The sequence below is a fragment of the Flavobacterium sp. GNP001 genome (genome assembly GCF_054343775.1).
In genome coordinates, this window is record NZ_JBTGUX010000001.1 from 1,932,636 (window position 1) to 1,956,310 (window position 23,675).

At 34.5% G+C, this 23,675-nt stretch carries 22 protein-coding genes and 1 other RNA gene; 10 read left to right on the forward strand and 13 right to left on the reverse strand.

Annotated features, from left to right (window positions below; all coding sequences use genetic code 11):
• Positions 1–47 precede the first annotated feature (47 nt).
• Together ACXX8U_RS08115 and ACXX8U_RS08120 are read left to right on the forward strand one after the other, a co-directional pair.
• The gene (locus ACXX8U_RS08115; protein ID WP_458565413.1) at positions 48–956 is read left to right on the forward strand and encodes a PorP/SprF family type IX secretion system membrane protein; all 909 of its coding nucleotides are present in this window, start codon (positions 48–50) and stop codon (positions 954–956) included.
• 10 nt (positions 957–966) lie between these two features.
• Positions 967–2,907, forward strand: coding sequence for an OmpA family protein (locus ACXX8U_RS08120; protein WP_458565414.1), 1,941 nt, complete (start codon positions 967–969; stop codon positions 2,905–2,907).
• A 596-nt stretch (positions 2,908–3,503) separates the two neighbouring features.
• Here ACXX8U_RS08120 and ACXX8U_RS08125 read toward each other — a convergent pair.
• The 6 genes from ACXX8U_RS08125 to pyrR form a co-directional block, all read right to left on the reverse strand.
• Positions 3,504–4,010, reverse strand: coding sequence for a CAP domain-containing protein (locus tag ACXX8U_RS08125; RefSeq protein ID WP_458565415.1), 507 nt, complete (start codon positions 4,008–4,010; stop codon positions 3,504–3,506).
• A gap of 167 nt (positions 4,011–4,177) precedes the next feature.
• Positions 4,178–4,822 (reverse strand): pyridoxamine 5'-phosphate oxidase, encoded by a 645-nt coding sequence (pdxH, locus tag ACXX8U_RS08130; protein ID WP_458565416.1) that lies wholly within the window; start codon positions 4,820–4,822, stop codon positions 4,178–4,180.
• Between the two features lie 90 nt (positions 4,823–4,912).
• Positions 4,913–5,818 carry a ribonuclease Z gene (locus ACXX8U_RS08135; protein WP_458565417.1) on the reverse strand — a complete coding sequence of 302 codons (906 nt, stop codon included), beginning with the start codon at positions 5,816–5,818 and terminating at the stop codon, positions 4,913–4,915.
• Between the two features lie 67 nt (positions 5,819–5,885).
• Positions 5,886–6,218 carry a ribonuclease Z gene (locus ACXX8U_RS08140; RefSeq protein ID WP_458565418.1) on the reverse strand — a complete coding sequence of 111 codons (333 nt, stop codon included), beginning with the start codon at positions 6,216–6,218 and terminating at the stop codon, positions 5,886–5,888.
• A 75-nt stretch (positions 6,219–6,293) separates the two neighbouring features.
• Entirely contained in the window at positions 6,294–7,220 is a 927-nt protein-coding gene (locus ACXX8U_RS08145) for an aspartate carbamoyltransferase catalytic subunit (RefSeq protein WP_458565419.1), read from the reverse strand.
• A gap of 45 nt (positions 7,221–7,265) precedes the next feature.
• On the reverse strand, positions 7,266–7,805 hold the full coding sequence (gene pyrR, locus ACXX8U_RS08150; RefSeq protein WP_458565420.1) for a bifunctional pyr operon transcriptional regulator/uracil phosphoribosyltransferase PyrR: 540 nt from the start codon (positions 7,803–7,805) through the stop codon (positions 7,266–7,268).
• A 201-nt stretch (positions 7,806–8,006) separates the two neighbouring features.
• On the opposite strand from pyrR, the gene ACXX8U_RS08155 reads away from it, so the two are divergent.
• On the forward strand, positions 8,007–8,180 hold the full coding sequence (locus ACXX8U_RS08155) for a hypothetical protein (protein WP_458565421.1): 174 nt from the start codon (positions 8,007–8,009) through the stop codon (positions 8,178–8,180).
• Positions 8,181–8,253: 73 nt separating this feature from the next.
• Here ACXX8U_RS08155 and ACXX8U_RS08160 read toward each other — a convergent pair whose 3' ends face one another.
• Positions 8,254–9,873: an ABC-F family ATP-binding cassette domain-containing protein gene (locus tag ACXX8U_RS08160; RefSeq protein WP_210788997.1), complete on the reverse strand. Its 1,620-nt coding sequence runs from the start codon at positions 9,871–9,873 to the stop codon at positions 8,254–8,256.
• 489 nt (positions 9,874–10,362) lie between these two features.
• Between ACXX8U_RS08160 and ACXX8U_RS08165 the strand changes: the two genes are divergently transcribed.
• Positions 10,363–11,832 carry an MFS transporter gene (locus ACXX8U_RS08165; protein WP_458565422.1) on the forward strand — a complete coding sequence of 490 codons (1,470 nt, stop codon included), beginning with the start codon at positions 10,363–10,365 and terminating at the stop codon, positions 11,830–11,832.
• Between the two features lie 111 nt (positions 11,833–11,943).
• Here the strand turns inward: ACXX8U_RS08165 and fsa are convergent, their stop codons facing one another.
• The 4 genes from fsa to ffs form a co-directional block, all read right to left on the reverse strand.
• Positions 11,944–12,600, reverse strand: a complete 657-nt coding sequence (fsa, locus tag ACXX8U_RS08170) for a fructose-6-phosphate aldolase (protein ID WP_458565423.1) — start codon at positions 12,598–12,600, stop codon at positions 11,944–11,946.
• Between the two features lie 145 nt (positions 12,601–12,745).
• Positions 12,746–13,588 carry a hypothetical protein gene (locus ACXX8U_RS08175; protein ID WP_458565424.1) on the reverse strand — a complete coding sequence of 281 codons (843 nt, stop codon included), beginning with the start codon at positions 13,586–13,588 and terminating at the stop codon, positions 12,746–12,748.
• Between the two features lie 10 nt (positions 13,589–13,598).
• Complete coding sequence (locus ACXX8U_RS08180) at positions 13,599–14,402, reverse strand: SDR family oxidoreductase (protein WP_458565425.1); 804 nt, start codon at positions 14,400–14,402, stop codon at positions 13,599–13,601.
• A 97-nt stretch (positions 14,403–14,499) separates the two neighbouring features.
• An RNA gene (gene ffs / locus ACXX8U_RS08185) (signal recognition particle sRNA small type) lies at positions 14,500–14,597 on the reverse strand.
• 88 nt (positions 14,598–14,685) lie between these two features.
• Here ffs and ACXX8U_RS08190 point away from each other — a divergent pair.
• Both ACXX8U_RS08190 and hutI read left to right on the forward strand, forming a co-directional pair.
• Complete coding sequence (locus ACXX8U_RS08190; protein ID WP_458565426.1) at positions 14,686–15,762, forward strand: glutaminyl-peptide cyclotransferase; 1,077 nt, start codon at positions 14,686–14,688, stop codon at positions 15,760–15,762.
• Positions 15,763–15,768: 6 nt separating this feature from the next.
• Positions 15,769–17,007, forward strand: coding sequence for an imidazolonepropionase (gene hutI, locus ACXX8U_RS08195; protein WP_458565427.1), 1,239 nt, complete (start codon positions 15,769–15,771; stop codon positions 17,005–17,007).
• 51 nt (positions 17,008–17,058) lie between these two features.
• On the opposite strand, the gene ACXX8U_RS08200 is transcribed toward hutI, so the two are convergent.
• Positions 17,059–17,943: a DUF8428 domain-containing protein gene (locus ACXX8U_RS08200; protein WP_458565428.1), complete on the reverse strand. Its 885-nt coding sequence runs from the start codon at positions 17,941–17,943 to the stop codon at positions 17,059–17,061.
• 105 nt (positions 17,944–18,048) lie between these two features.
• On the opposite strand from ACXX8U_RS08200, the gene ACXX8U_RS08205 reads away from it, so the two are divergent.
• The 3 genes from ACXX8U_RS08205 to ACXX8U_RS08215 all read left to right on the forward strand — a co-directional run bounded on the left by ACXX8U_RS08205 (position 18,049) and on the right by ACXX8U_RS08215 (position 20,997).
• Positions 18,049–19,077, forward strand: coding sequence for a formimidoylglutamase (locus ACXX8U_RS08205; protein WP_458565429.1), 1,029 nt, complete (start codon positions 18,049–18,051; stop codon positions 19,075–19,077).
• Between the two features lie 159 nt (positions 19,078–19,236).
• Entirely contained in the window at positions 19,237–19,617 is a 381-nt protein-coding gene (locus ACXX8U_RS08210) for a helix-turn-helix domain-containing protein (RefSeq protein WP_458565430.1), read from the forward strand.
• Between the two features lie 126 nt (positions 19,618–19,743).
• Positions 19,744–20,997, forward strand: coding sequence for a DEAD/DEAH box helicase (locus ACXX8U_RS08215; protein WP_458565431.1), 1,254 nt, complete (start codon positions 19,744–19,746; stop codon positions 20,995–20,997).
• 95 nt (positions 20,998–21,092) lie between these two features.
• Here ACXX8U_RS08215 and rho read toward each other — a convergent pair whose 3' ends face one another.
• Positions 21,093–22,862, reverse strand: a complete 1,770-nt coding sequence (rho, locus tag ACXX8U_RS08220) for a transcription termination factor Rho (protein ID WP_458565432.1) — start codon at positions 22,860–22,862, stop codon at positions 21,093–21,095.
• 187 nt (positions 22,863–23,049) lie between these two features.
• Here rho and ACXX8U_RS08225 point away from each other — a divergent pair, with 187 nt between their 5' ends.
• Positions 23,050–23,460 carry a DUF4293 domain-containing protein gene (locus ACXX8U_RS08225; protein ID WP_236363151.1) on the forward strand — a complete coding sequence of 137 codons (411 nt, stop codon included), beginning with the start codon at positions 23,050–23,052 and terminating at the stop codon, positions 23,458–23,460.
• Positions 23,461–23,675 lie beyond the last annotated feature (215 nt).

Consider the following 23,675-nt stretch of genomic DNA (forward strand, 5'->3'; position numbering starts at 1 on the left):
GAATAACACATTACAGCTTAGGTACAATTATATTAAAAAAGCCCACTATGAAGACGAAAATATTTTTTGTTTTGTTGCTACTTACAGCTTACAAGAGCGCTGCACAACAAGATTCCCAGTTCACGCAGTATATGTACAATACCATAAATATTAATCCAGCATACGCAGGCTCCAGAGGGGCTATGAGTATTTTTGCCTTACATCGTGCACAATGGGTGGGATTAGATGGTGCACCTGTTACCAATGTAGGCTCTATTAATACACCATTAAATAACAGTAAACTTGGACTTGGGGTATCATTTATTAATGATAAGATTGGTCCAACTAACGAAACAACAATATCTGCAGATTTATCATACAGCATACAAGTATCTGCCAACTATAAACTTGCTTTTGGCTTGAAAGGAACAGCTAACTTATTAAATTTAGATCCTTCAAGATTAGATCCAGTAACAGCTGATCCTACACTTCAAAATTTCAATAATAAATTTAGCCCTAACATAGGATCTGGTTTATATTTACATTCTGATAAAGCATATTTGGGTTTATCTGTTCCCAATTTTATCGAATCTAGTCGCTATGACGATAATGAAGTAGCTATTTTTAAAGAAAGAATAAATTATTATTTAATTGGAGGATACGTATTTGATCTAAACAACAGTGTGAAGTTTAAACCTGCCTTTTTATCAAAATTAGTGACAGGAGCGCCTTTACAAGTTGATGTTTCGGGAAATTTTATGTTTAACGAAAAATTTGTTGTTGGACTTGCCTACAGATGGAGTGCCGCTGTTAGTGCTATGGTAGGTTTCCAAGTAAGCGAAGGAATGTACATTGGTTATGGATTTGACAACGAAACCACTAATTTGAAAAATTACAACAGAGGCTCACACGAAATATTTATTCGCTATGATATTTTCAAAAATAACGATAAAATAGTAGCTCCACGATTCTTCTAAATAAAATTATATGAAACCTAATATACTCTTTTGTATCGCTCTATTGATAACTATTTCAATAACCGGATATGCTCAAAAGGCACAAGTGAAATTAGCTAACAAGGAATATGAAAATTATGCTTTTATTGATGCTATTAAAACCTATGAAAAGGTTGCTGAAAAAGGATATAAGTCAGCAGAAATGTTCAAAAAACTTGGCAACTCCTATTATTTTAATGCACAATTAGATAAAGCAGCTAAATGGTACCAAGCGCTTTTTGAAATGAATACTTCTGATTTAGAAACAGAATATTATTATAGATATGCTCAATGCTTGAGAGCAATAGGTCAAAATGACAAAGCAGATAAAATATTACTTGAATTTACAAAAAAATCGAGTGGAGATTCTAGAGGAACTCTCTATAAAAAAAACACCAATTACTTAGAACAAATAAAAAAAAATTCAGGGCGTTACACTATTGAAGATGCGGGTATTAACTCTATTTATTCCGATTACGGTACAACCCTTTACAACAACAGAATTGTTTTTACATCAGCTAGAGATACAGGTGGAATTAGTCAACGCAAACACAAATGGACTAATCAGCATTTTACCAACCTCTACAGCGCGTCTTTAGATCAAATTTCAGCTGAAGCAAAACCAACAAAATTTGATAAAAATGTAAACTCCAAATTCAATGAATCGACACCTGTTTTCACCAAAGATCTCAACACAATGTACTTTACCAGAAATAACTTTCTAAATGGTAAAAAAGGGAAAAATGCAGAAAAAATAACACTTTTAAAAATATACAAAGCTACTAAAATCAACAACACTTGGACTAACATTGAAGCACTTCCATTTACAAGTGACAACTACAATACCGCTCACCCCGCCCTTAGTCCTGATGAAAAAACACTTTATTTTGCTTCTGACATGCCAGGTACTATTGGCCAATCTGATTTATTTAAAGTGACAATTAACACTGATGGTAGTTTTAGCACTCCTGAAAATCTAGGTAAAAATATAAACACTGAAGGAAGAGAAACATTCCCTTTTGTTAGTCAAGATAACGAATTGTATTTCTCATCTGATGGGCATCCAGGATTAGGAGGATTAGATGTATTCGTATCGACATTGAACAACGATTCTGCTTGGGGAACTGTTGAAAATGTCGGATCAGACATCAACTCTCCTAAAGATGATTTCGCTTACTATATTGACACCACATCACGAAAAGGTTTTTTTACATCTAATAAAGACGGTGGAAAAGGATTTGATGACATCTATAAATTTCTGGAGCTCAAAAAGATAAAATGTGAACATGTTTTGTATGGAGTTGTTACTGATTTAAGTACTTCTGCAGGATTGGCAAACGCAACCATAGTGTTATTAGATGAGCAATACAACAAGATTCAAACTCAGCAAGCAGATGCGCAAGGCAAATACTCATTCAACGTGGAATGCGACAAGATATATTTTGTAAGAGCACAATATCCTGAGTTTACAACAACAGAAGTAAAAGCAGAAACCAAAAAAGAGAACGAAAAAACATATGTTCCAATTGCTTTAGAAAGTTCAAAATGCAAGGTTGCAATTGGTGATGATTTAGGTAAATGTTTCAATATTAAAATGATCTATTTTGATTTGGATAAATCAACGATAAAGCAAGCTGCCGCTTTTGACTTAGAAAAAATATTAGATGTACTGGAACAAAATCCAACTATGAAACTTGACATTAGATCACATACAGATAGTAGGCAAACCTTTAAATACAATGAAGCATTATCTGATCGTAGAGCTAAAGCGACAATAGATTGGTTAATTTCGAAAGGGATTAGTCCTATTCGCCTCACTGGTAAAGGATACGGTGAAACTCAGTTGGTAAATAATTGTGCCGATGGAGTATCCTGTTCCGAAGAAGAGCACCAACTAAATAGAAGAAGTGAGTTTATTATTACAGCTTTGTAATTAGAAATTATTAAACAGTTTAGCAACTGATTAAAAAAAGGAGTAGTGTGAACTACTCCTTTTTTTATACAACATAATTTGTAGCTCAAAGAATTTAATTAGATCTGCTATCAAAAATAGATTTGAAAACAAAAACTTTAAGTATGCTTTCAAGATATTACCTTCAATACAAAATAAAAGGGTGGTACTAAGATTTTCAATCACAATTAAGGAATAACTAAGTACTTTACAAATCAATATAGGTACAAACGTAAATATGCGTTAAATAGAAAAAGAGCTCTTTTAAACTTTACATTGTTGTTTGGTGCACCTTCTTGTGCACTAACTGTCATAAATCACTAGTGAATGCAAGGAACACATGTAATAACGTGTAAAATAGGCTATTCCTCTACTATTTTTGCTTGGATTGAAAAATAGGCCGTTAAAATCACGTAAGATATATTTTAAAAGTAAAACAATTAAAGATTAAGCTATATTCCAAAACGTAAAAAGTAGAAATACAGATAGAAGCGTATAACTAATCACTACCCAATTTTATACAACAAAAAAAAGGCTGCCTCTTGGGGAGAAGGCAGCCTTTTCATTACAAACTCAACTTATATTCTTGCAAAGATATTAGTGTAATACTTTCTACCATTTGCTGGATTTTCTTTAATAGCTAAACCGAAGTGTGTAAAATTTCCTTCGATATTTTCTTTATGACTTGGACTTGCTAACCATGCATTTAAAACTGCCTCTGGTGTGTTAAAATTATAAGCAATATTTTCACTTACTGATTTGGCACCTAAAGTCTTCATTATGTTTTCAGATCTTGCAACAAAATCATTATGGTTTACCACATTGTTTGCAATCATGTAATTGTCATGCTCTTCTGATTTGAATGACATATGATTGATGCGTTGCAAAGGATTTAAACCTTTACTTACTCTATATTTGTTAATCAAATCCATCGTTTCAATCTCGATGGTATTGTACTCATAACTTACTACTTTTTCAAGAGCCGCAGCTGGTTTTGTTTCAGCTTCTGAATCATCAGATGCGCAAGAATTCATTGTTAATACAACATTTGCTATTAAAAAAATACGGAGTAAAGCTTTTTTCATAATAAAAAGTAGATTAAAATTAAAGTAGATTGTGGGGCAAAAAACTTTAATGTATCATTAATTTTTCCCTTGATTTCTTTGACAAATATACAAGCATTATCGTTAAAGTACCAAAAAAAATCGATGAACTACATCATTATAAAAAATAAATAGGTATTTATCTTACATCAAGGCGCCAAACGACTATAGTCCCAAGCTCCGTTTTGTTTAACTATAAATCGAATTCGATCATGTAAACGATTGGGTCTTCCTTGCCAAAATTCAATTTCAACTGGTGACACTAAAAATCCACCCCAATGTTCTGGCCTTTTTACTTCTTTATCAATCATTTCATTTTCTAATTCCTTCAAGGCATCCTCCAAAAATGATCTTCCGGTGATGATATCACTTTGATTCGATACAATTGCGCCGAGCCTACTGCCTAACGGGCGAGAATTAAAGTAGGCGTCAGATACCTCTGTAGTTGTTTTAGCAGCAGTGCCTTTAATAATCACCTGACGCTCTAAATTAGGCCAAAAGAAGGATAAACACACCTGTGAATTAGCAATTATAGCTTTCCCTTTATCAGAGTTGTAATTGGTGTAAAAAACAAATCCTTCCTGAGTTACTTGTTTTAACAAAACGACTCTTGATTTTGGGAACCCATCTTTGCCAATTGTAGCAACAGTCATTGCATTTACCTCAAACTCTCCTCCTGCCTCCTCAACTTCTCGAAACCATGAATCGAATAATTCCATTGGATTAGTTGGAATAGTCGACTCTAATAGTTCATTTTTATCATAAGACTTACGATAATTACTTAAATCATTCATACTTATATATTTTAATTAGTTGTGATAATCTATTTTACAAAACAGAAGCAAGGTTGTAATTATAGCTCACTACTTCCCCACTATATTATTTTAGAACTCGAAACTTTTACCATCGTCAGCCAAAAGAATAGAGGAAAAAATTAATTCAGCCTCATCTTTAAACAAGGAAATAGAATCGTATCGTGTAGAATAATGACCAAGAATCAATTGTTTAACCGTTGCTTTCTGGGCAATCAAGGCGGCTTCTTGAGCGGTGCTGTGGAATGTTTTTTTTGCTAAAGCTTCTTCTGACTGCAAAAATGTCGATTCATGATATAATACATCAACATTTTTTATAATGGGAATAATAGCTTCATGATATATAGTATCAGAACAAAAAGCATAACTCTTGGTAGCATCAGGATCGAAAGTTAGTGCTGTGTTAGGTATGATAGTACCATCATCTAATGTAATATCTCTACCGTTTTTAATCTTTTGATAGTAGCAAGTTTCTATTTTATGTTGCTGTACGGCTACAACATTTAATTTACGCTCTCCGACTTTCTCTTCAAATAAAAAGCCGTTGGTATAAACACGGTGCTTTAATGGAATGGTTTTGACTGTAACCTTATCATCCTCATAAACAATTTCACTATCAAGCGATTTCAATTCATGAAAAAACAAACCATAATTAGTCCAAGCGTTTGATAGTTTAAGTTGAAGCAGAATAATATCCTTAATTCCTTCAGGACCATAAATGTGTAAATCAGTGGTTCTATTTAACAAAGAAAATGTAGAAACCAAACCAACAAGACCAAAAAAATGATCACCGTGCAAGTGAGATATAAAAATATGATTGATCTTAGAAAACTTAATCTTGTTCTTTCGAAGTTGTACCTGAGTACCCTCGCCACAATCAATCAAAAAAAGTCTATTTTTTATTTCTAATACTTGAGAAGTAGGATTGGTAAATGTGCGCGGAGTGGCGGCATAGCAACCAAGGATAGTTAGTTTCAAAGGGTTTCGTGTTCAATTAATGTATTGGTATTCCTTTTTGCAACACTTTCTAAGTATGGGAATAAGTTTAAAAACCCAAATCACGTTCAATTTCTTCCATTTCAATAATATCATGTGCTTCAAGTAATGAAGGCACGACAGTCAACTTGGCTGGAAGTGCGTTAAAATCAAAATCAGCTACCACAATGACAAATGATTTTTTTAATTTTTTATGTTGTTTTGCTAAAGGAGCAAATGACTTTACATCAGCAACTGAAACTTCTTTGTACGCCAACAAATCAATGATTAGATTATGCGTTTCAAAGGTTTTGTGTTGGTGTGTCACTTTCATCAAAAATCCCATTAAATCTCCTTGTGTATCTTTAATGATAATGGTGTGTCCTTTTTGATCTACTTTCATTTTGTATTTATTCTGAAATCAATTTTTATAATCTATTTGTATTGCTTTGGCTAATTTACGAAGTTTTTCAACAAACTATTGAATTTTAGAAGCCAAAAGATAAATTACCGCCATACGGATTGCCACTCCATTTTCAACCTGATTCAAGATAACCGATTGACCAGAATCAGCCACTTCACTAGTAATCTCAACTCCACGGTTTATTGGACCAGGATGCATGATTACAATTTCTTTGTTCAAAGATTCTAACAGCGGAAGATCTACTCCGTACTGTTGGGCGTATTCACGAGTTGAAGGGAAAAAATTCACATCCATACGTTCGTTCTGTACTCGCAACATATTGGCTACGTCACACCATTCTAATGCTTTCCGCAAATTAGGCTCTACTGTAACACCTAAGGATTCGATGTATCTTGGAATTAATGTTTTAGGTCCGCACACTTTAACCTCAGCACCTTGCATTTGTAACGCATAAATATTTGAAAGTGCTACTCGAGAGTGTAAAATATCACCCACAATAACTACTTTTTTTCCTGCTACTTCTCCTAATTTTTCTCGAATAGAATAGCTATCTAACAGGGCTTGTGTAGGATGTTCGTGCGCGCCATCGCCTGCATTTACAATACTGGCTTTTACGTTTTTACTCAAAAAATAAGCGGCTCCCGGATTGGAATGTCGCATTACAACCATATCAACCTTCATGGAGAGAATATTGTTTACGGTATCAATTAAGGTTTCACCCTTTTTAACAGATGATTGTGCTGCCGAAAAACTAATAACATCAGCAGATAATCTTTTTTGAGCTAATTCAAATGATAATTTAGTTCGGGTACTGTTTTCAAAAAATATATTGGCAATCGTAATATCTCTTAACGAAGGTACTTTTTTAATAGGTCTGTTGATTACCTCTTTAAAATGATCCGCAGTTTCAAAAATTAGGTCGATATCATCTTTTGTAATGTACTTGATACCCAATAAATGATTTACGCTTAATTCTTTCATTTTAGTTTACGATTATATGTTTTTACTTGATAGTTGCGCTGGCACTTAGCTTGTAATCAAATACACGCCATCTTCCCCTTCTTGTTCTTTCCAGCTTACTTTTACTTTTTCGTTGTTGATGGCATCAACTTGTCTTCCTCTGTAATCAGGTTGAATTGGCAAATGCCTACTGAAACGTCTGTCTACAAGAACCAAAAGTTCAATTTCTGATGGTCGCCCAAAAGATTGTATTGCTGTTAATGCCGATCGAATACTGCGGCCGGTATAGAGTACATCGTCAATAAAAATTACTTTTTTATTTTCGACAATAAAATTGATCTTGGTTTTGTTTGCCTCGAGTGGTTTATCAGTTCTTCTAAAATCATCTCTAAAAAAAGTAATGTCCAGATAACCTAACGCAATTGCAGGAGTCTTATATTCTTGTTCTAAGATTTGTTTTAAACGCTCTGCCAAAAAAACACCTCGAGGTTGAATCCCTACTAGAATTGTATTTGAAAAATCTGAATGTTTTTCGATTAATTGACAAGCCAAACGATGCAGTATGATAGTAACTTCTTGTGCAGTAAGTAATACTTTTTGACTCATAGTAATTAGGTAGATAGTTGTGCAAATATACAAATTCAAATTTAGCTTTTTGGTATTCAAAAGGGACAAAAAAGCGTAAAATATTTCCGAAAAAGCATTTTAAATAGAACAATCGTGTAAAAACCAAACAGAATTGTATAACCCATACACTTATAAATCGATTACTTTTGATACTTCACTAACCATTAAAACCTCAGCCTTATGTTTCAGCAAATATCAAGAGTCCTTACATTAGTACTCGTATTAATTACCGTATCTAGTTGCTCGTTGATTGAAGGCATCTTTAAAGCGGGTGTTGGCGTAGGCATTTTTATTGTAGTAGCCATACTAGCCATACTAGCCTTTATCATTTCAAGGATCTTAGCACGTAAATAGAACCCAAATAAAAAACCCCAACGGCTATTACAGTTGGGGTTTAAGTATTATTTTCTAGATAATTAGTTTGTAATTAAACCGTATACATTTTAGTTCTTAATTCTTGAATTTTATCATCCTCAAGATACTCATCAAAGGTCATATAGCGATCGATTGCACCGTTTGGCGTAAGCTCTACTACTCTATTACCTACAGTTTGTGCAAACTCGTGATCATGTGTTGTAAAAATCACAGAACCTTTAAAGTTTTTAAGCGAGTTATTGAATGCTGTAATTGACTCCAAATCTAGGTGATTGGTTGGTTCATCTAACATCAAAATATTAGCACGCTCCATCATCATTCGAGATAACATACAACGCACTTTTTCTCCTCCTGACAATACTCTACTTGTTTTTAAAGCTTCTTCGCCAGAGAAAATCATTTTACCCAAAAATCCTCTGATAAAAACCTCATCGCGCTCCTCCTCAGTTTTAGCATATTGACGCAACCAGTCGACTAAAGTCAAATCATTATCAAAAAAAGAATGATTTTCACTTGGTAAATAAGCTTGATTGGTAGTTACTCCCCAATCGTATTTACCAGTATCAGCAACTTGATTGCCATTTAAAATTTCGTAAAAAGCTGTTGTAGCACGGGAATCTTTTGAAAAAAGCACAATCTTATCTCCTTTGGCCATGTTCAAATCGACTCCTTTGAATAAAAGTTCACCATCTACAGTGGCGCTTAAATCTTGTACATTCAAAATTTGATCTCCTGCTTCGCGATCTTGATCAAATATAATTGCAGGATACCTGCGGCTTGAAGGCTTGATTTCAGAAATATTTAATTTAGAAATCATTTTTTTACGAGAAGTGGCTTGTTTCGATTTAGCAACGTTGGCACTAAAACGACGAATAAACTCTTCTAACTCTTGTTTTTTCTCTTCGGCTTTTTTGTTTTGTTGTGCACGTTGTTTAGCAGCTAATTGACTAGACTCATACCAAAACGTATAGTTACCAGAATAGTGACTAATTTTATTAAAGTCGATATCAGAAATATGAGTACAAACTGCATCCAAAAAGTGTCTGTCGTGAGATACTACAATAACTGTATTTTCATAATTTGCCAAGAAATTTTCTAACCAAGCGATCGTTTCAAAGTCAAGATCGTTGGTAGGCTCATCCATAATAAGTAAATCAGGATTCCCAAATAAAGCTTGTGCCAAAAGTACACGAACTTTCATCTTACCCTCAAGATCTGCCATTAATGTATAATGGCTATCCTCAGTAATACCAAGGTTTGACAACATGGCTGCCGCATCAGAGTCGGCATTCCAACCGTTCATTTCTTCAAATTGTACTTGCAATTCGCCAATTCTATCAGCATTTTTATCATTATAATCTAAATACAGCTCATCCATTTCTTTTTTAACGGCATACAGTACTTTGTTACCCATCATTACTGTTTCAAGAACGGTATGCTCATCAAACATGTTGTGATTTTGGTTCAAAACAGACATACGTTTGCCTGGCTCTAGATGAATGTGTCCAGAAGTTGGATCCATATCACCCGAAATTATTTTTAAAAAGGTAGATTTTCCAGCACCATTAGCACCAATCACACCATAAATATTTCCGTGAGTGAAAGTAGTGTTTACCTCGTCGAATAAAATTCGCTTGCCAAATTGAACTGATAAATTATTAACTGTTAACATGAAGATCTGATTATAAAATTTTTGCAAAAATACAAAAAAAATACGGTTTAAAAACCATCAAAAAAAATGGAGCAAATTCTATTGCGATTGTCCGAAAAACCAACATTTCATTAAAATTGTTCTTTCAAAATGACAAATGATTTTTAAAAGTCAAAGCTCTTTTCTAGTTGAAAATTCATCATGTACAACTTGAAAACTACAAAACAAAAGAAGTGCTATACACACAAGTTACTTGACACAAATTTACATACGTGAATAATCACCAAATAATAATTCAACTCATCTATAGTATCAGACTTACAATATTTATCTTAAGAAAAACAAATAAAAAGTTTGAAAAAAAAGCAGATATCTCGATTAAAAACTAGTTATTCAATAATTATATTATTATTTCGTTCGATTAATTTTTTTTTAATTCACTTAACAAATATATTTACGCTCACATCGAATATTAAAAGAGCATACACTATTTCTAACTAAATTCATCTTATGAACACAGAGCAAATCCAAACCAAATGGGGTCAGTTTATTTCACTTATTATTGTTTTCTTTTTTTGGGGCTTCGTCGGATCAGCAAACGACATCCTAATTCCAGTTTTTAAGAAAGTCTTTACCCTATCTCAAGTACAATCGCAATTGGTTGCTTGGGCCTTTTATGCTGCCTATTTTGTTGGTTCACTAATCTTCTTTTTAATCTCATTAAAATCAGACGTATTACAAAAATACGGATATAAAAAAACGCTCTCTATTGGTCTCGTACTATCAGCTATTGGTTCATTCCTGTTTGTGCCTGCAGCAACAATGCAAAGTTTTACTTTCTTTTTAACTGCACTTTTCACCGTGGGCTTGGGTTTTTCAATACAACAAATTGTAGCCAATCCACTAGCAATCAAAATGGGTAGTGCCGGCACAGGAGCACATCGACTAACATTAGCCGGTGGTGTGAACTCTTTTGGAACCACTATTGGAGCCATTCTCTTAGGTATTGCATTATTTGGCATGGGAGATAATAAAAAAACAAATTTATCACTTGAAGACATTAAACTACCGTTTATCATTTTAGGAATTGCCTTTCTCGCAGTAGCTGTATTTATGTATTTTTCACGCATAGAAGATCCTGCTAAATTAGAATCAGAGAGTGCAACCTTAACTGATGAAAATTTCAGCATCATGAATTACCCGCAATTGTATTTAGGGATGATTGCCATTTTTATTTATGTAGGTACAGAGGTAACCATCATTAGTAACCTTCCAGCATTGCTTAGTACGAAAGCCTTTGGCAGCGTACTTGAAGATGCCATTGCTCCGTTTATTGCATTGTATTGGGGAAGTCTAATGATCGGACGTTGGAACGGCGGAGTAAACGTATTCAATACATCAACCTTAGTGAACACGGCACTAAAATTCATTGTCCCAGCCGTAGCTTTCGGGGTTATTATTGGAGCTAATGTATTTGCTGCCCATGACGTCTCTGCCTTTTACATTTACCCAATTTGGATTGGTTTATTCATTGCTATCAGTTTTATTGGAGGCAAAAATGCTGGCAAAACATTAATGCTTTTTGGTTTTTCTGGTTTATTAATGATGGCTCTTGGTTTAATTTGGCCAAATCCAGAAATTGCAAAATTCTTTTTCATATCCGGCGGTCTGTTTTTATCAATAATGTGGCCTTCGATATTTGATCTTGCCATATCAGGACTGGGCAAAAACACAGGAAAAGCCTCCTCTTTTTTGATCATGATGATTCTTGGCGGAGGAGTTATACCTCTTGTTCAGGGAAAAATATGTGATTTAGATCTTTCTAACCCTGAGGGGATTTTAGGAATTACTTACACTCATTTCTCGTATATCGTTCCATTAATAGGATTTGCTTATTTGGCATTTTATGGATATTACTGTCCAAAACTACTCAAAAAACAAGGAATATCCTCCGTTGAAAGCGCTGGCGGCGGACACTAATTCCCAAAAAAACTAACCAAAAGCAAACCAATAAAAAATCCCATTCGCCGCGGCGAATGGGATTTTTTTATTTCATTCAGTGTAACTAAAAACTACACACCAAAAAATGTTTTATTTATTACCTTTCTCGAAATCAGCAACAAACTGCGCCAATCCAATATCTGTTAAAGGGTGTTTTAATAAACCATAAATTGCAGATAACGGGCCAGTCATTACATCAGCACCAATTTTAGCACAATTTACAATATGCATTGTATGGCGTACTGACGCAGCTAATATTTGAGTTTCGTAACCGTAATTATCGTAAACCAAACGAATCTCTTCAATCAATGCCAAGCCATCTGTTGAAACATCATCCAAACGACCTACAAATGGAGATACATATGTTGCTCCCGCTTTAGCAGCCAAAATAGCTTGCCCTACAGAAAACACCAAAGTAACATTGGTCTTAATTCCTTTATCTGAGAAATATTTAGCAGCCATAACCCCATCTTTAGTCATAGGCAATTTTACCACAATTTGGTCATGTAAGTCAGCAAGCTCCTCACCTTCTTTAACCATACCCTCATAATCAAGAGCATTTACCTCAGCACTTACATCACCTTCAACAAGGTTACAAATGTCAACATAATGCTTTAAAATATTGTTTTTACCCGTAATTCCTTCTTTTGCCATCAATGACGGATTGGTAGTTACCCCATCCAAAACACCTAATGCTTGCGCCTCTTTAATTTGAGCTAAATTAGCTGTGTCAATAAAAAATTTCATAATCGTTGTATATTTAATTGTGTGTTACTACTCTTTTGGGCGTTACCCTCCGCAAAGCTACGGGTCGTGCTTTTCGCTGTATCCTCGCAAAAAAGCGAGGGATGCCGCTACAATCACTAACGCATAACTACTGCAAAACTACAATTTAGAATCTGAATTTAGCACCAATCGCCAAATCAATTCTCCATAAATTTTCGTACTCTTCCTCGTCAAGCTTAATAGTTTGGGTAGAGCCATCTTCGTAAGTATATTTCAATTTTTTGAGAACCGCTCCTGCAAAATTTAGCTGAGGCCCAATTAATAAATCAGGACGCAATCTAAAATGATAACTAAAACCTCCAACCATTCCAACGTCACCGCCTGTTATTTTAAGCGGATTACCTACTACTGAAGCATCATTACGGTAACCCATATAACCCAATGCAATCTCTAAACTAGCTTCTCCCAAGCGTGCACTTGCGTTATCAGAAATAATAAATGACGGCCCAACAAATGTTATTTTAACATCGTCAGCAATATCGCCACTTACAAAATTTCCGCCACCAAAATCAATAATTTGATTGCGCAATATTGCATCCGCACGAAACACATTATATTTTAAACCAACACCATTTGATTCGTTAGTAATATAATAGGCAGCTATGTCAAAGCTACTTCCTGATTTTAACTCTTTATAATATTTTTTTTCTTGTGCTGTTAAATTATCAGGTGACGCTGCAACTCTCCAACTCTTAGCAAAATTAGCCATTAGCAAAATTTTTGGACTTCTAGTTTTATCTACAGTAGATATGATTTCATTTGAAGAAAAATCAGTCATTGAATTTACAAATTGATGACTTTTGATGGTGTCAATTTGTGGTGTTACCAAATTCATAGTAACAGTAGCTTTTTCAATTTGAGCAAAATTACCGTTGGTTGTAGCATCAATTTGTTGAGCAGTAGCCATAGTAAAAAACGGAAAAAACAATAGCGCTTTTCTAAAGTCCATTTGTAAATATTTATAAGTTATAATGATTCATTAGCATTTTCTCGTATACCTTATCAGGAAGTATTCGCTTGAGTACGATACTTATTTTTTGTAGAAACGCACCTACCTTGTAATGTCCTCTCGGATTTGAAGTGGTAATAATAGCATAGACAGCTTCTGCCATCTGATTAGGATTACTACCTGTATCCACGTGCGTATCCATAGTCTCTAAAGTTTTCTTATATGGCAACTCATAAGGCGAACCCGAAATAATAGGCGCATGATACCTTCCAGAGGCTATATTAGTAGCAAAATCTCCTGGTGCAACATTTGTAATATGTATGCCAAAAGATTTTACCTCCATACGCAAAGCTTCGGTTATCAACTCTAAAGCTCCTTTTGAAGCCGAATAAATACTGCGATATGGCAAACCCATGTAGCCCGCAATAGAAGTAATATTGATTATCAAACCTGATTTTTGCTCGCGCATTTGCGGTAAAGCGGCTTTCATAACTTCAATTGGTCCAAAAAAATTAGTCTCGAAGTGATTTTTGATTTCCTCCATCGGGATTTCTTCCAAAGGACCTGTAATCCCAACTCCAGCATTGTTAATCACTACATCTATTCGTCCAGCCAACTTAATAACCTCAGCAACTGCAGCATGAATTGAATTGGCATTTCTAACATCTAATTGTAATAACGGAAAAACAGAATTTTGAATGTTCTTAGGATTTCTGCTAGTTCCAAACACCACAAAGTCTTTTTCATGTAAAAATTCGCCTATTGATTTACCAATTCCTGATGATGCGCCTGTAATCAATACTACTTTTTTCATTGGTGTTTTGTTATTGCTAGAAAGGTCCAAAAATAAAAAAATCCTCCGTAAGGAAGACCATATAATGAAGTGAATTTCGGAAAGTACATAAAATAAAAAATGGCAAGCGACCTACATCGCACCGCTCAACCACGTACCCTTGCTATGTTCCCATCCTGGGGGAGTCTGCAGGAGCTGGTCGTGTAGGACTTGCCGGTGCAAATATACAACCTTTTTATATTTTCGCAAGAGCTTTACCTATTAAAAATAACGTTGTATATTGCTTCAACAAAAAATAGATCTCATGAAAAAACATAACTTCCTATCTGTCATTTTATTAAGTACAGCATTAACAAACTGCGGCGATACAAAAAAAGATACAAATACTTTGTTTTCCTTTGATAGCAGCAAATTAAAAGAGCAATACACCCCAAAAGAAACAGCTTCATTAGCTCTTTTGAACAAAGATGATAAAGCAATTGATAGCGTTGTTTATTATGTAAATGATAAAAAAATAGCGACAAAAAAAGATGCTACAGCTTTGCCATTGGTATTACAAGACCAAAAACTAGGTTATCAAACCATTAAAGCTTTGGTTTATTTTGAAGGACAAAACACTGAAGCAACCACTCGAATCGAGCTAGTCTCAGATATACAACCAAAATTGTTAAAGTATACCATCATAAACACCTACCCACATGACACAGCAGCCTACACGCAAGGTTTAGAGTTTTATCGTGACACTTTATATGAAGGAACAGGAAATGGAGCAGGCAACGGCACGGGAATAAAAGGAATTTCGAGCTTACGCAAAACCAATTACAAAACCGGCGAATTGTATAAAAAAGTAGAGCTCGCAGAACAATATTTTGGAGAAGGCATAACCATTTTAAACAATAAAGTATACCAGTTAACTTGGCAAAATGGCGAAGCTTATGTATACAATGCCGACACTTTTGCCAAAGAAAAAACTCTTCCTTATCACAAAAAAATGGATGGTTGGGGATTGGTAAATGACGGGACTAACTTATACATGACCGACAGTTCAGAAACCATTCATATTTTAAACCCTGCTACTTTTCAACCAATTGATCAAATTCATGTTTACTCGCTAAACTCTAAAGTTGCAGCGGTAAATGAACTCGAATGGATCAACGGAAAAATTTACGGAAACGTTTACCAGAAAGACGCTATAGCTGTTATCAACCCTTTAAATGGAGCCGTAGAAGCCATCATTAATTTAGCCGATTTAAAAAAGAAAATCACGCAATTACCAGATACTGATGTACTAAACGGAATTGCTTACAACCCAAAAACCAAAACTATTTTTGTTACCGGAAAAAACTGGGATAAAATGTTTGAAATCAAAGTAACAGAATAACAGTTTATGACCACGCTATTTACCAATATCAAAGAGTTGATTCAAATCAGAGAAGCAGGAATCACTAAGGTTTCCGGTTCAGAAATGGCCGTTTTACCAACCATCCAAAATGCTTTTTTGGTTATTGAAAATGATTTGATTGTTGATTTTGGATCAATGGATGACTTACCAGAAATAAATCCTGACAAGATCATTGATATTACTGGGAAAATGATTCTGCCCACTTGGTGCGACAGTCATACACACTTAGTCTATGCAGATAATCGAATTCAAGAATTTGTAGATCGCATAAATGGACTGAGCTATGAAGAAATAGCGCAACGCGGTGGCGGAATTTTAAACTCTGCCGACAAACTTAACCAAACTTCCGAAGACGATTTATACGAGCAATCAAACGAACGTTTAGAAGAAATCATGCGCTTGGGCACAGGTGCGGTCGAAATAAAATCGGGTTACGGATTAACTGTTGAAGGCGAGTTGAAAATGTTACGAGTTATTCAGCGTTTAAAAATAGCATATCCTATTGCCATAAAAGCCACATTTTTGGGTGCTCATGCATTGCCTACTCTTTACAAGAACAACAGAGAAGAATACATCGACTTGATTATTAACGAAATGTTACCTGCTATTGCAAAAGAAGAGTTGGCTGATTTTATTGATGTTTTTTGCGAAACGGGCTACTTCACCGTTGCAGAGACCGAGCAAATCATGCAAGCAGGAATTTCTTTTGGCTTACAACCAAAAATTCACGTCAACCAATTTACTGCCATTGGAGGCATTCAAGCTGGAGTTAATAACAATGCCCTTTCTGTAGATCATTTAGAGGTTCTTACTCTAGATGATATAGCAGCATTAGTAAAGAGCCAAACAATGCCAGTTGCTTTGCCATCATGTTCTTATTATTTAAGCATTCCGTATACGCCAGCTCGTGAAATGATCACAGCGGGTCTTCCGCTGGCTTTGGCCTCTGATTACAATCCGGGCTCAACACCTTCTGGAAACATGAATTTTGTGGTAGCGACAGCTTGCATCAAAATGAAAATGACTCCTGAGGAAGCGATAAATGCCGCTACCATTAACGGAGCTTACGCAATGAATCTGTCTAATACTCACGGCAGCATTACAATTGGAAAAAAGGCCAATTTTATAGTAACTAAACCCATTTCGTCCTTTGCAGAGCTTCCCTATTCATTTGGAAGCAACTTGATAGAAAGTGTTTTTATTGAAGGAAAAATAATTACATAAAAAAAGAGGAATCGATTAATTCCTCTTTTTTTATGTAAAGTCTACCTTGAATTATTTCAAAGTAAAACTTGTTTTTGAAACCAACTGATCTTTGTCAAAAATGTTAACGTAATAAACACCTTTTGGAAAATCTTTTCCTTTCAAATTTTCAGTTACATCAACTGTTTTGTTCTCATAATTAATGTTTGATACAAAACTATAAGTCAGTGAATTGTCGCCAAAATTTTCTGTTTTCTTGTCTCCAAGAACATTGTTTTTACTGTCAATAACTTGAACAAAGTACGTTTTAGCGCCAGATTGTGCCACTTGATTTTCAGCAATAGTGTAGCTAATTTTTAAAACATCAGCACGACTTGCTTTTTCAGTAGAAATTTCTTTACCACTACTTCTCAATTTAAAAGCAGATCCTCTTGTATTCAAAACAGTCAACTTTGCAGCTTTTTCAACCACTTTAGATAATTCTTCGTTTTGACCCACTAGAGTTTCGTTGTATTTTTTTGACTCACCCAAAACAGTTGCAGTACTATCTCTTTGCGCTGTTAAAGTAGTATTAGCCTTTTTAAGTGCCTCATTCTCCTCCATTAAAACCTTCATATTTCCTTGCAAAGTATTGTATTGCGCTTTGTATTTTGCCAAACTTGCCACATCACCTTTCGACTTTGATAAACTTGCCATTAAATTAACTACTTTGTCACGCTCCACAATCAGTTCATCTGACATTGAAGTATTCTCAGCGATTGCCGCATCATAAGTAGCTTTTAGTTCTTCTAAGTCTTTCATAACAGACTCTTTTTCAGTCGTAGTTGTTTTTAATTCTGTTTCTACAACTTCTGCTTCCGATGTCATTTTAAAGATATACACCAAACTTCCCACTAAAAGAAGTGCTAATATGGCTACTATCGCTTTAAGACTTGAATTGCTTTTTTGGTTTTCCATCTCGATTTAATTTTTTATTTATTTTTCAAATTTAACAATATATAATTACCTAGTAACGAATGTTAACACAATTATATTATTTTTGGAAAAAAATTTATTTCTCGAATGGAAAAAATAATCCGATTTACCTCTCATGATCTAGCTAAAATTACCAACCACCGCAGTGGAGAAATTAAATTTGGAGAGAAAATGATTACCATCCCAAAAGAGAATGACACACTTGAGTTTTTAAAAAAATCAGAGGCCAAATATGTATTATTTGGCATTCCCGAAGATATTGGCATACGTGCCAACTATGGCAGGCCAGGAGCAGCTTCTGCTTGGGAAAGCGCTATAAAAAGTATTGCCAATATTCAGCACAATAAATTTTGTAAAGGAAATCAAATCCTGGTTTTAGGCACATTAGATGTTCGAAAATTAATGAAAGATGTTACCTCTCTTGATTTTAACGATATTGATGACCGTTCAAAACTCAGTCAATTAGTTCAAAAAATTGACAAAGATGTATCGCATATTATATTCAATATCGTTTCCTCAGGAAAAATACCAATTGTAATTGGTGGCGGTCACAACAACTCTTACGGTAATATAAAAGGTACTGCTCTCGCAAAAGGAAAACCTATTAACTCAATAAATTTTGATGCGCACTCTGATTTTAGAATCTTAGAAGGTCGTCACAGCGGCAACGGATTTTCCTATGCCTACGAAGAAGGTTTCCTGAAAAAGTATTTCATCTTTGGATTACATGAAAATTACACTTCAAAAAATGTGTTAGACATCATCAAAAAACTTGAAAATAGAGTTCGATACACTACCTATGACAGTATTTCAATTCGAGGCGAAAAAGACTTTAGACAAGAAATGCAAGCTGCCTTAGAGTTCATCGATGACAACCACTTTGGTATCGAAATCGATCTTGACTCGCTACCAAATATAGCTTGTAGTGCCATGACAACTAGTGGTTTTTCAGTTGAACAATTACGCCAATTTATTTCCTTTTATGCAAAAAACACAAACGCCGCTTACTTGCATATTTGTGAGGGCGCACCCGACTTAGGTGAAGAATTAAACAACCACTTAATTGGAAAACTAATCGGCTATTTGGTAACCGATTTTATAAAAGCAAATCAATAAAATAAAAAACTAAAGTATAACATAAAAAGGGAGTGCAGAAACCCAAACAATAAATAAACTATCTTTGCAGCTCCAATCTTGTACTTCTTGCAAGATTTGTTATTTCACAAAATATATTATTTCACAAATCAAAACAGTAAAATTTTCAAAAAACTGATTATGAATGGATTAGATGTAGCAAAAATTAGAAAAGATTTGAATTTGACTCAAGTAGAATTTGGAAAATTAATAGGAGTTGATAAGAGAACTGTTATAAATTACGAGCAGGGAAAGGTAATTCCGAAAACAAAAGTAACTCTGCTAGAATTAATGCTTGCTAATGGATTAATGAAATCTGCCTCGGCTATTAATGAAAAAAGAGAGGTTATTGTTGCACCTATTAACGATAGTTTAGATGATGATAGAGAAGTTTTAAAAGATTACATTAAAACACTCAAAGATTTCTTAGTTGAGAAAACCAAAATTGCTGAAATGTACCTCAATGAGAATAATATTTTAAAAGAAAAAATAAAAATTTTAGAATCAAAAATAGAAAATTAGAGCGAATTTTTACGTTGTGTTTTTTACACAATTTTTACACAAAAAGCACAACCAACTACTAACCAGCATATAACAGAGCTGTTAATTTTAAAGGAATTAGCTTTTTGTAAATACCCAATCAAAAATATGTTATTCGAAGAGTTATCATTATCCAAAAGCATCCAAAGAGCCGTTTTTGAAGAAGGCTACCTAAACCCTACTCCTATTCAAGAGCAATCCATTCCTATTATTTTATCAGGTCGAGATTTGGTAGGCTGTGCACAAACCGGAACCGGAAAAACAGCTGCATTTGCTATACCTATTATTCACCAATTACACCGAATTGTTGGGTCTTCAAAAAAAGCCAAACAAATTCGTGCTCTAGTAGTAACTCCCACTCGCGAACTAGCAGTACAAATAGGGCAAAGTTTTGATACGTATGCCAAATACACCAATTTAACACAATTAACCATCTTTGGTGGTGTCTCACAAAATCCGCAAGTTGACACCTTAAAAAACGGAATCGACGTACTTATTGCCACACCTGGACGCTTACTTGATTTACACAAACAAGGTTTTGTAGATCTGGATCATCTACACACTTTGGTATTAGACGAGGCTGATCAAATGTTAGACATGGGCTTTGTAAATGACGTAAAAAAAATAGTAAAACTAACGCCAAAAAACAGACAAACGCTATTCTTTTCGGCCACAATGCCAATCGCAATTAGAGAACTAGCCGAATTGTTTTTAACTGATCCTGCTACCGTTACCGTTTCTCCTATATCTTCAACTGCTGAAAATGTAGAGCAACGCGTATATTTTGTAGAAAAAGGCGAAAAAAGAAATTTACTTTATCACTTGATTAAAACCGAGAATTTGACCGATGTACTCATTTTTTCAAGAACAAAACACGGTGCAGATAATGTTGTAAAAGCTTTAAACAAAAACAACATCGCTGCCGAAGCAATACATGGTGATAAATCGCAAAACGCCAGACAAAGAGTACTTGATGCTTTTAAAAACAAAGAAATTGGCGTACTAGTAGCAACTGATATAGCAGCTCGTGGAATTGATATTGAACAACTTCCGGTGGTAATAAACTTTGATTTACCTAACATTCCTGAAACTTACGTACACCGAATTGGGCGTACAGGACGTGCAGGCAATGGCGGAATTGCAATCTCTTTTTGTGGCAAAGACGAACATCCGTATTGGAAGGACATTCAAAAATTGATAAAAGTTGATGTTAAAACAGTAACTGACCATCAGTTTCAATGGCATTCAGGAAGTCCTGACGCTGCAGCGGGAAGCAAGCCAAAAAATTCAAACAGAAGCGGCGGTGCTCATAAATCCAGAAAATCAGCAGGTTCTAAACAAAACAAGAAACGTTGGTATTAAAAAATATTTAGACAATAAATCAAAAAAGCCTCAATTGAAATTAATTCATTTGAGGCTTTTTCTATTGTAATTATTTTACAATTCGATTTTAGCTTTTAATCATTCATCGAAATTAAAAACTCTTCGTTATTTCTGGTTTTCTTGAAACGATCGTTGATAAAATCCATTGCTTCAACAGGATTCATATCAGATAAGTATTTGCGCATAATCCACATGCGTTGTAATGTTTTTTGATCCAATAATAAGTCATCACGTCTAGTGCTTGATGAAGTCAAATCAATAGCTGGGAAAATACGTTTGTTGGCAATTTTACGATCTAATTGTAACTCCATGTTACCCGTACCTTTGAACTCTTCAAAAATTACTTCGTCCATTTTAGAACCTGTTTCAGTTAATGCCGTCGCAATAATACTTAACGAACCGCCATTTTCTACATTTCGAGCTGCTCCAAAAAATCGTTTTGGTTTTTGCAATGCATTAGCATCAACACCACCACTCAACACCTTTCCAGATGCAGGTTGAACAGTGTTGTAAGCACGAGCCAATCTAGTGATCGAATCGAGCAAAATAACTACGTCATGACCACATTCTACCAAGCGTTTTGATTTTTCGAGAACAATATTGGCAATTTTCACATGCTCTTGCGGCTCACGATCAAATGTTGAGGCAATAACTTCACCTCTTACACTACGTTGCATATCAGTAACCTCCTCAGGACGCTCGTCAATTAATAAAACAATTAAATAAACCTCAGGATGATTTGCTGCAATAGCATTAGCAATTTCCTTCAACAACATGGTTTTACCTGTTTTTGGCTGCGCCACAATCATACCACGTTGCCCTTTTCCTATTGGAGAAAACAGATCAATGATACGAGTGGAAATAGTACTTTGTTTTTCGGCTAATTTGAATTTTTCAGAAGGAAAAACTGGAGTTAAATGCTCAAATGAAACACGATCACGCACTACTTGAGGATCGTGACCATTAATTTTTAAGACACGTACTAATGGGAAAAACTTTTCTCCTTCTTTTGGTGGACGCACCACACCTTTTACAGTATCACCGGTTTTTAAACCAAAAAGTCTAATTTGCGAAGTAGAAAGATAAATATCATCCGGCGAAGCCAAATAGTTGTAATCTGATGATCTTAAAAATCCATACCCATCAGGCATCATTTCTAAAACTCCTTCGCTTTCTATAATCCCGTCAAATTCAAAATCAGAGGCTGCGAAATTGTTTTTCTTGTTTTTAAAATTTGGGTTTTGATTCCCATTTTGATTTCCGTTCGGGTTGTTATTTTGGTTTCCGTTAGAATTTCCGTTTTGGTTTCCATTGGATTTATTTAACTGATTCGGATTTATTTTTTTAGGAGCAACTGGGGCTTCAACTGTTTCAACTGCAGCAATTTCAGTTTCTGTAACAGGTTTTACTCCTTCGCTTTTCTTTTGTTTTAAAGCTATTTTTTTCTCGTAAGCTGATTTATTGAATTTTATAACCTTTCCTAATTTCTTTTCAGAAGGTGCGCTTTCATTTCCCAGCGTTTCAACTTTGGTTTGTTCAGCTTCAGCTTTTACTGGAATTGTTTCAATGCGCTCTTGTGTTTGTTGATTTTGCTCTGATTCAACTCCTTCTTCAACATCTCTGTTTTTTGTCGGTACAATACGAACTCTTTTAGACTTATTATCTTCCTTAACCTCTCCTTTAGTTTTTTCAGTTGCAATAGGAACAACGCTTGCTTGAAAATCTAAAATCAGACCAATTAATGTTTCTTTTTTAACACCATTAAATTTAATAGTTTTAGCGGCTTTAGCTATTTGTTGAAGCTCGGTAAGCTTCATTTGTTTTAATGCAGAAATATCAAACATGAAAGTTCTTGGAGTTTAATTAATTTTGTGTTGGGAATACTGTAAGGATAGGTAGTAATCGTAAAATGAATGAACCGCAGTATGAAGTGCTTACGGTAATTTGATGCAATAATACGAATAAAAATTAAGCATACAATAGTATTTTTAAAAAAGAAAATATATTTTTGTAACAGATAATGACCACAAAATGATACAAAGAATTCAAACTGTTTATTTATTTTTAGCATTTGTTGTAACGGGTGTTTTGGTTTTTTTCATTCCTCTTTGGAAAGGAACTGATGGAACTCCTTTTTACTTTATGCAAAGTCAAGTCTACACTGTTCTTCTTGGTTTAAGTACAACTCTTTCTGTTTTTAGTATCCTTTCCTACAAAAAAAGACAAAATCAATTTGTGTTAGGCAGATTGAATATGATATTAAATTTGATTTTATTAGGATTATTTGTTTATCGCTCACTAAGTGTATCTGGAGAAACTGCTGTTTCTGAGAAAGGTATTGGGATGTTTCTGCCTGTCGTAGCTATCGTGTTATTAGCCCTTGCTAATAAGGCCATCAAGAAGGACGAAGATCTTGTAAAATCTGTGGACCGATTGAGATAAACCTATAAATTTTAATTTATTAGTGCGAAGGGAACCCGAATTTAATCATTCGGGTTTTTTTGTGCTCCTTTTTTAAAGTTAATAACAAATAAACCACTGTAGGCTCTTTAAATTTTTCAAAAAAGAAACAGTAAAAACATTCTCATAGCTCTTAAGATAAAGAAAATGATAATAAAGTTCTTAATAAATTAAAAACTTAATATTTTTTTCATAAA

Excerpts from the sequence above, each read along its gene's own strand:
- ACXX8U_RS08115 (WP_458565413.1), top strand. The coding sequence starts at position 48 with ATGAAGACGAAAATATTTTTTGTTTTGTTGCTACTTACAGCTTACAAG.
- ACXX8U_RS08120 (WP_458565414.1), top strand. The coding sequence starts at position 967 with ATGAAACCTAATATACTCTTTTGTATCGCTCTATTGATAACTATTTCA.
- ACXX8U_RS08125 (WP_458565415.1), bottom strand. The coding sequence starts at position 4,010 with ATGAAAAAAGCTTTACTCCGTATTTTTTTAATAGCAAATGTTGTATTA.
- pdxH (WP_458565416.1), bottom strand. The coding sequence starts at position 4,822 with ATGAATGATTTAAGTAATTATCGTAAGTCTTATGATAAAAATGAACTA.
- ACXX8U_RS08140 (WP_458565418.1), bottom strand. The coding sequence starts at position 6,218 with ATGAAAGTAGATCAAAAAGGACACACCATTATCATTAAAGATACACAA.
- ACXX8U_RS08145 (WP_458565419.1), bottom strand. The coding sequence starts at position 7,220 with ATGAAAGAATTAAGCGTAAATCATTTATTGGGTATCAAGTACATTACA.
- pyrR (WP_458565420.1), bottom strand. The coding sequence starts at position 7,805 with ATGAGTCAAAAAGTATTACTTACTGCACAAGAAGTTACTATCATACTG.
- ACXX8U_RS08155 (WP_458565421.1), top strand. The coding sequence starts at position 8,007 with ATGTTTCAGCAAATATCAAGAGTCCTTACATTAGTACTCGTATTAATT.
- ACXX8U_RS08160 (WP_210788997.1), bottom strand. The coding sequence starts at position 9,873 with ATGTTAACAGTTAATAATTTATCAGTTCAATTTGGCAAGCGAATTTTA.
- ACXX8U_RS08165 (WP_458565422.1), top strand. The coding sequence starts at position 10,363 with ATGAACACAGAGCAAATCCAAACCAAATGGGGTCAGTTTATTTCACTT.
- fsa (WP_458565423.1), bottom strand. The coding sequence starts at position 12,600 with ATGAAATTTTTTATTGACACAGCTAATTTAGCTCAAATTAAAGAGGCG.
- ACXX8U_RS08175 (WP_458565424.1), bottom strand. The coding sequence starts at position 13,588 with ATGGACTTTAGAAAAGCGCTATTGTTTTTTCCGTTTTTTACTATGGCT.
- ACXX8U_RS08180 (WP_458565425.1), bottom strand. The coding sequence starts at position 14,402 with ATGAAAAAAGTAGTATTGATTACAGGCGCATCATCAGGAATTGGTAAA.
- ACXX8U_RS08190 (WP_458565426.1), top strand. The coding sequence starts at position 14,686 with ATGAAAAAACATAACTTCCTATCTGTCATTTTATTAAGTACAGCATTA.
- hutI (WP_458565427.1), top strand. The coding sequence starts at position 15,769 with ATGACCACGCTATTTACCAATATCAAAGAGTTGATTCAAATCAGAGAA.
- ACXX8U_RS08200 (WP_458565428.1), bottom strand. The coding sequence starts at position 17,943 with ATGGAAAACCAAAAAAGCAATTCAAGTCTTAAAGCGATAGTAGCCATA.
- ACXX8U_RS08205 (WP_458565429.1), top strand. The coding sequence starts at position 18,049 with ATGGAAAAAATAATCCGATTTACCTCTCATGATCTAGCTAAAATTACC.
- ACXX8U_RS08210 (WP_458565430.1), top strand. The coding sequence starts at position 19,237 with ATGAATGGATTAGATGTAGCAAAAATTAGAAAAGATTTGAATTTGACT.
- ACXX8U_RS08215 (WP_458565431.1), top strand. The coding sequence starts at position 19,744 with ATGTTATTCGAAGAGTTATCATTATCCAAAAGCATCCAAAGAGCCGTT.
- rho (WP_458565432.1), bottom strand. The coding sequence starts at position 22,862 with ATGTTTGATATTTCTGCATTAAAACAAATGAAGCTTACCGAGCTTCAA.
- ACXX8U_RS08225 (WP_236363151.1), top strand. The coding sequence starts at position 23,050 with ATGATACAAAGAATTCAAACTGTTTATTTATTTTTAGCATTTGTTGTA.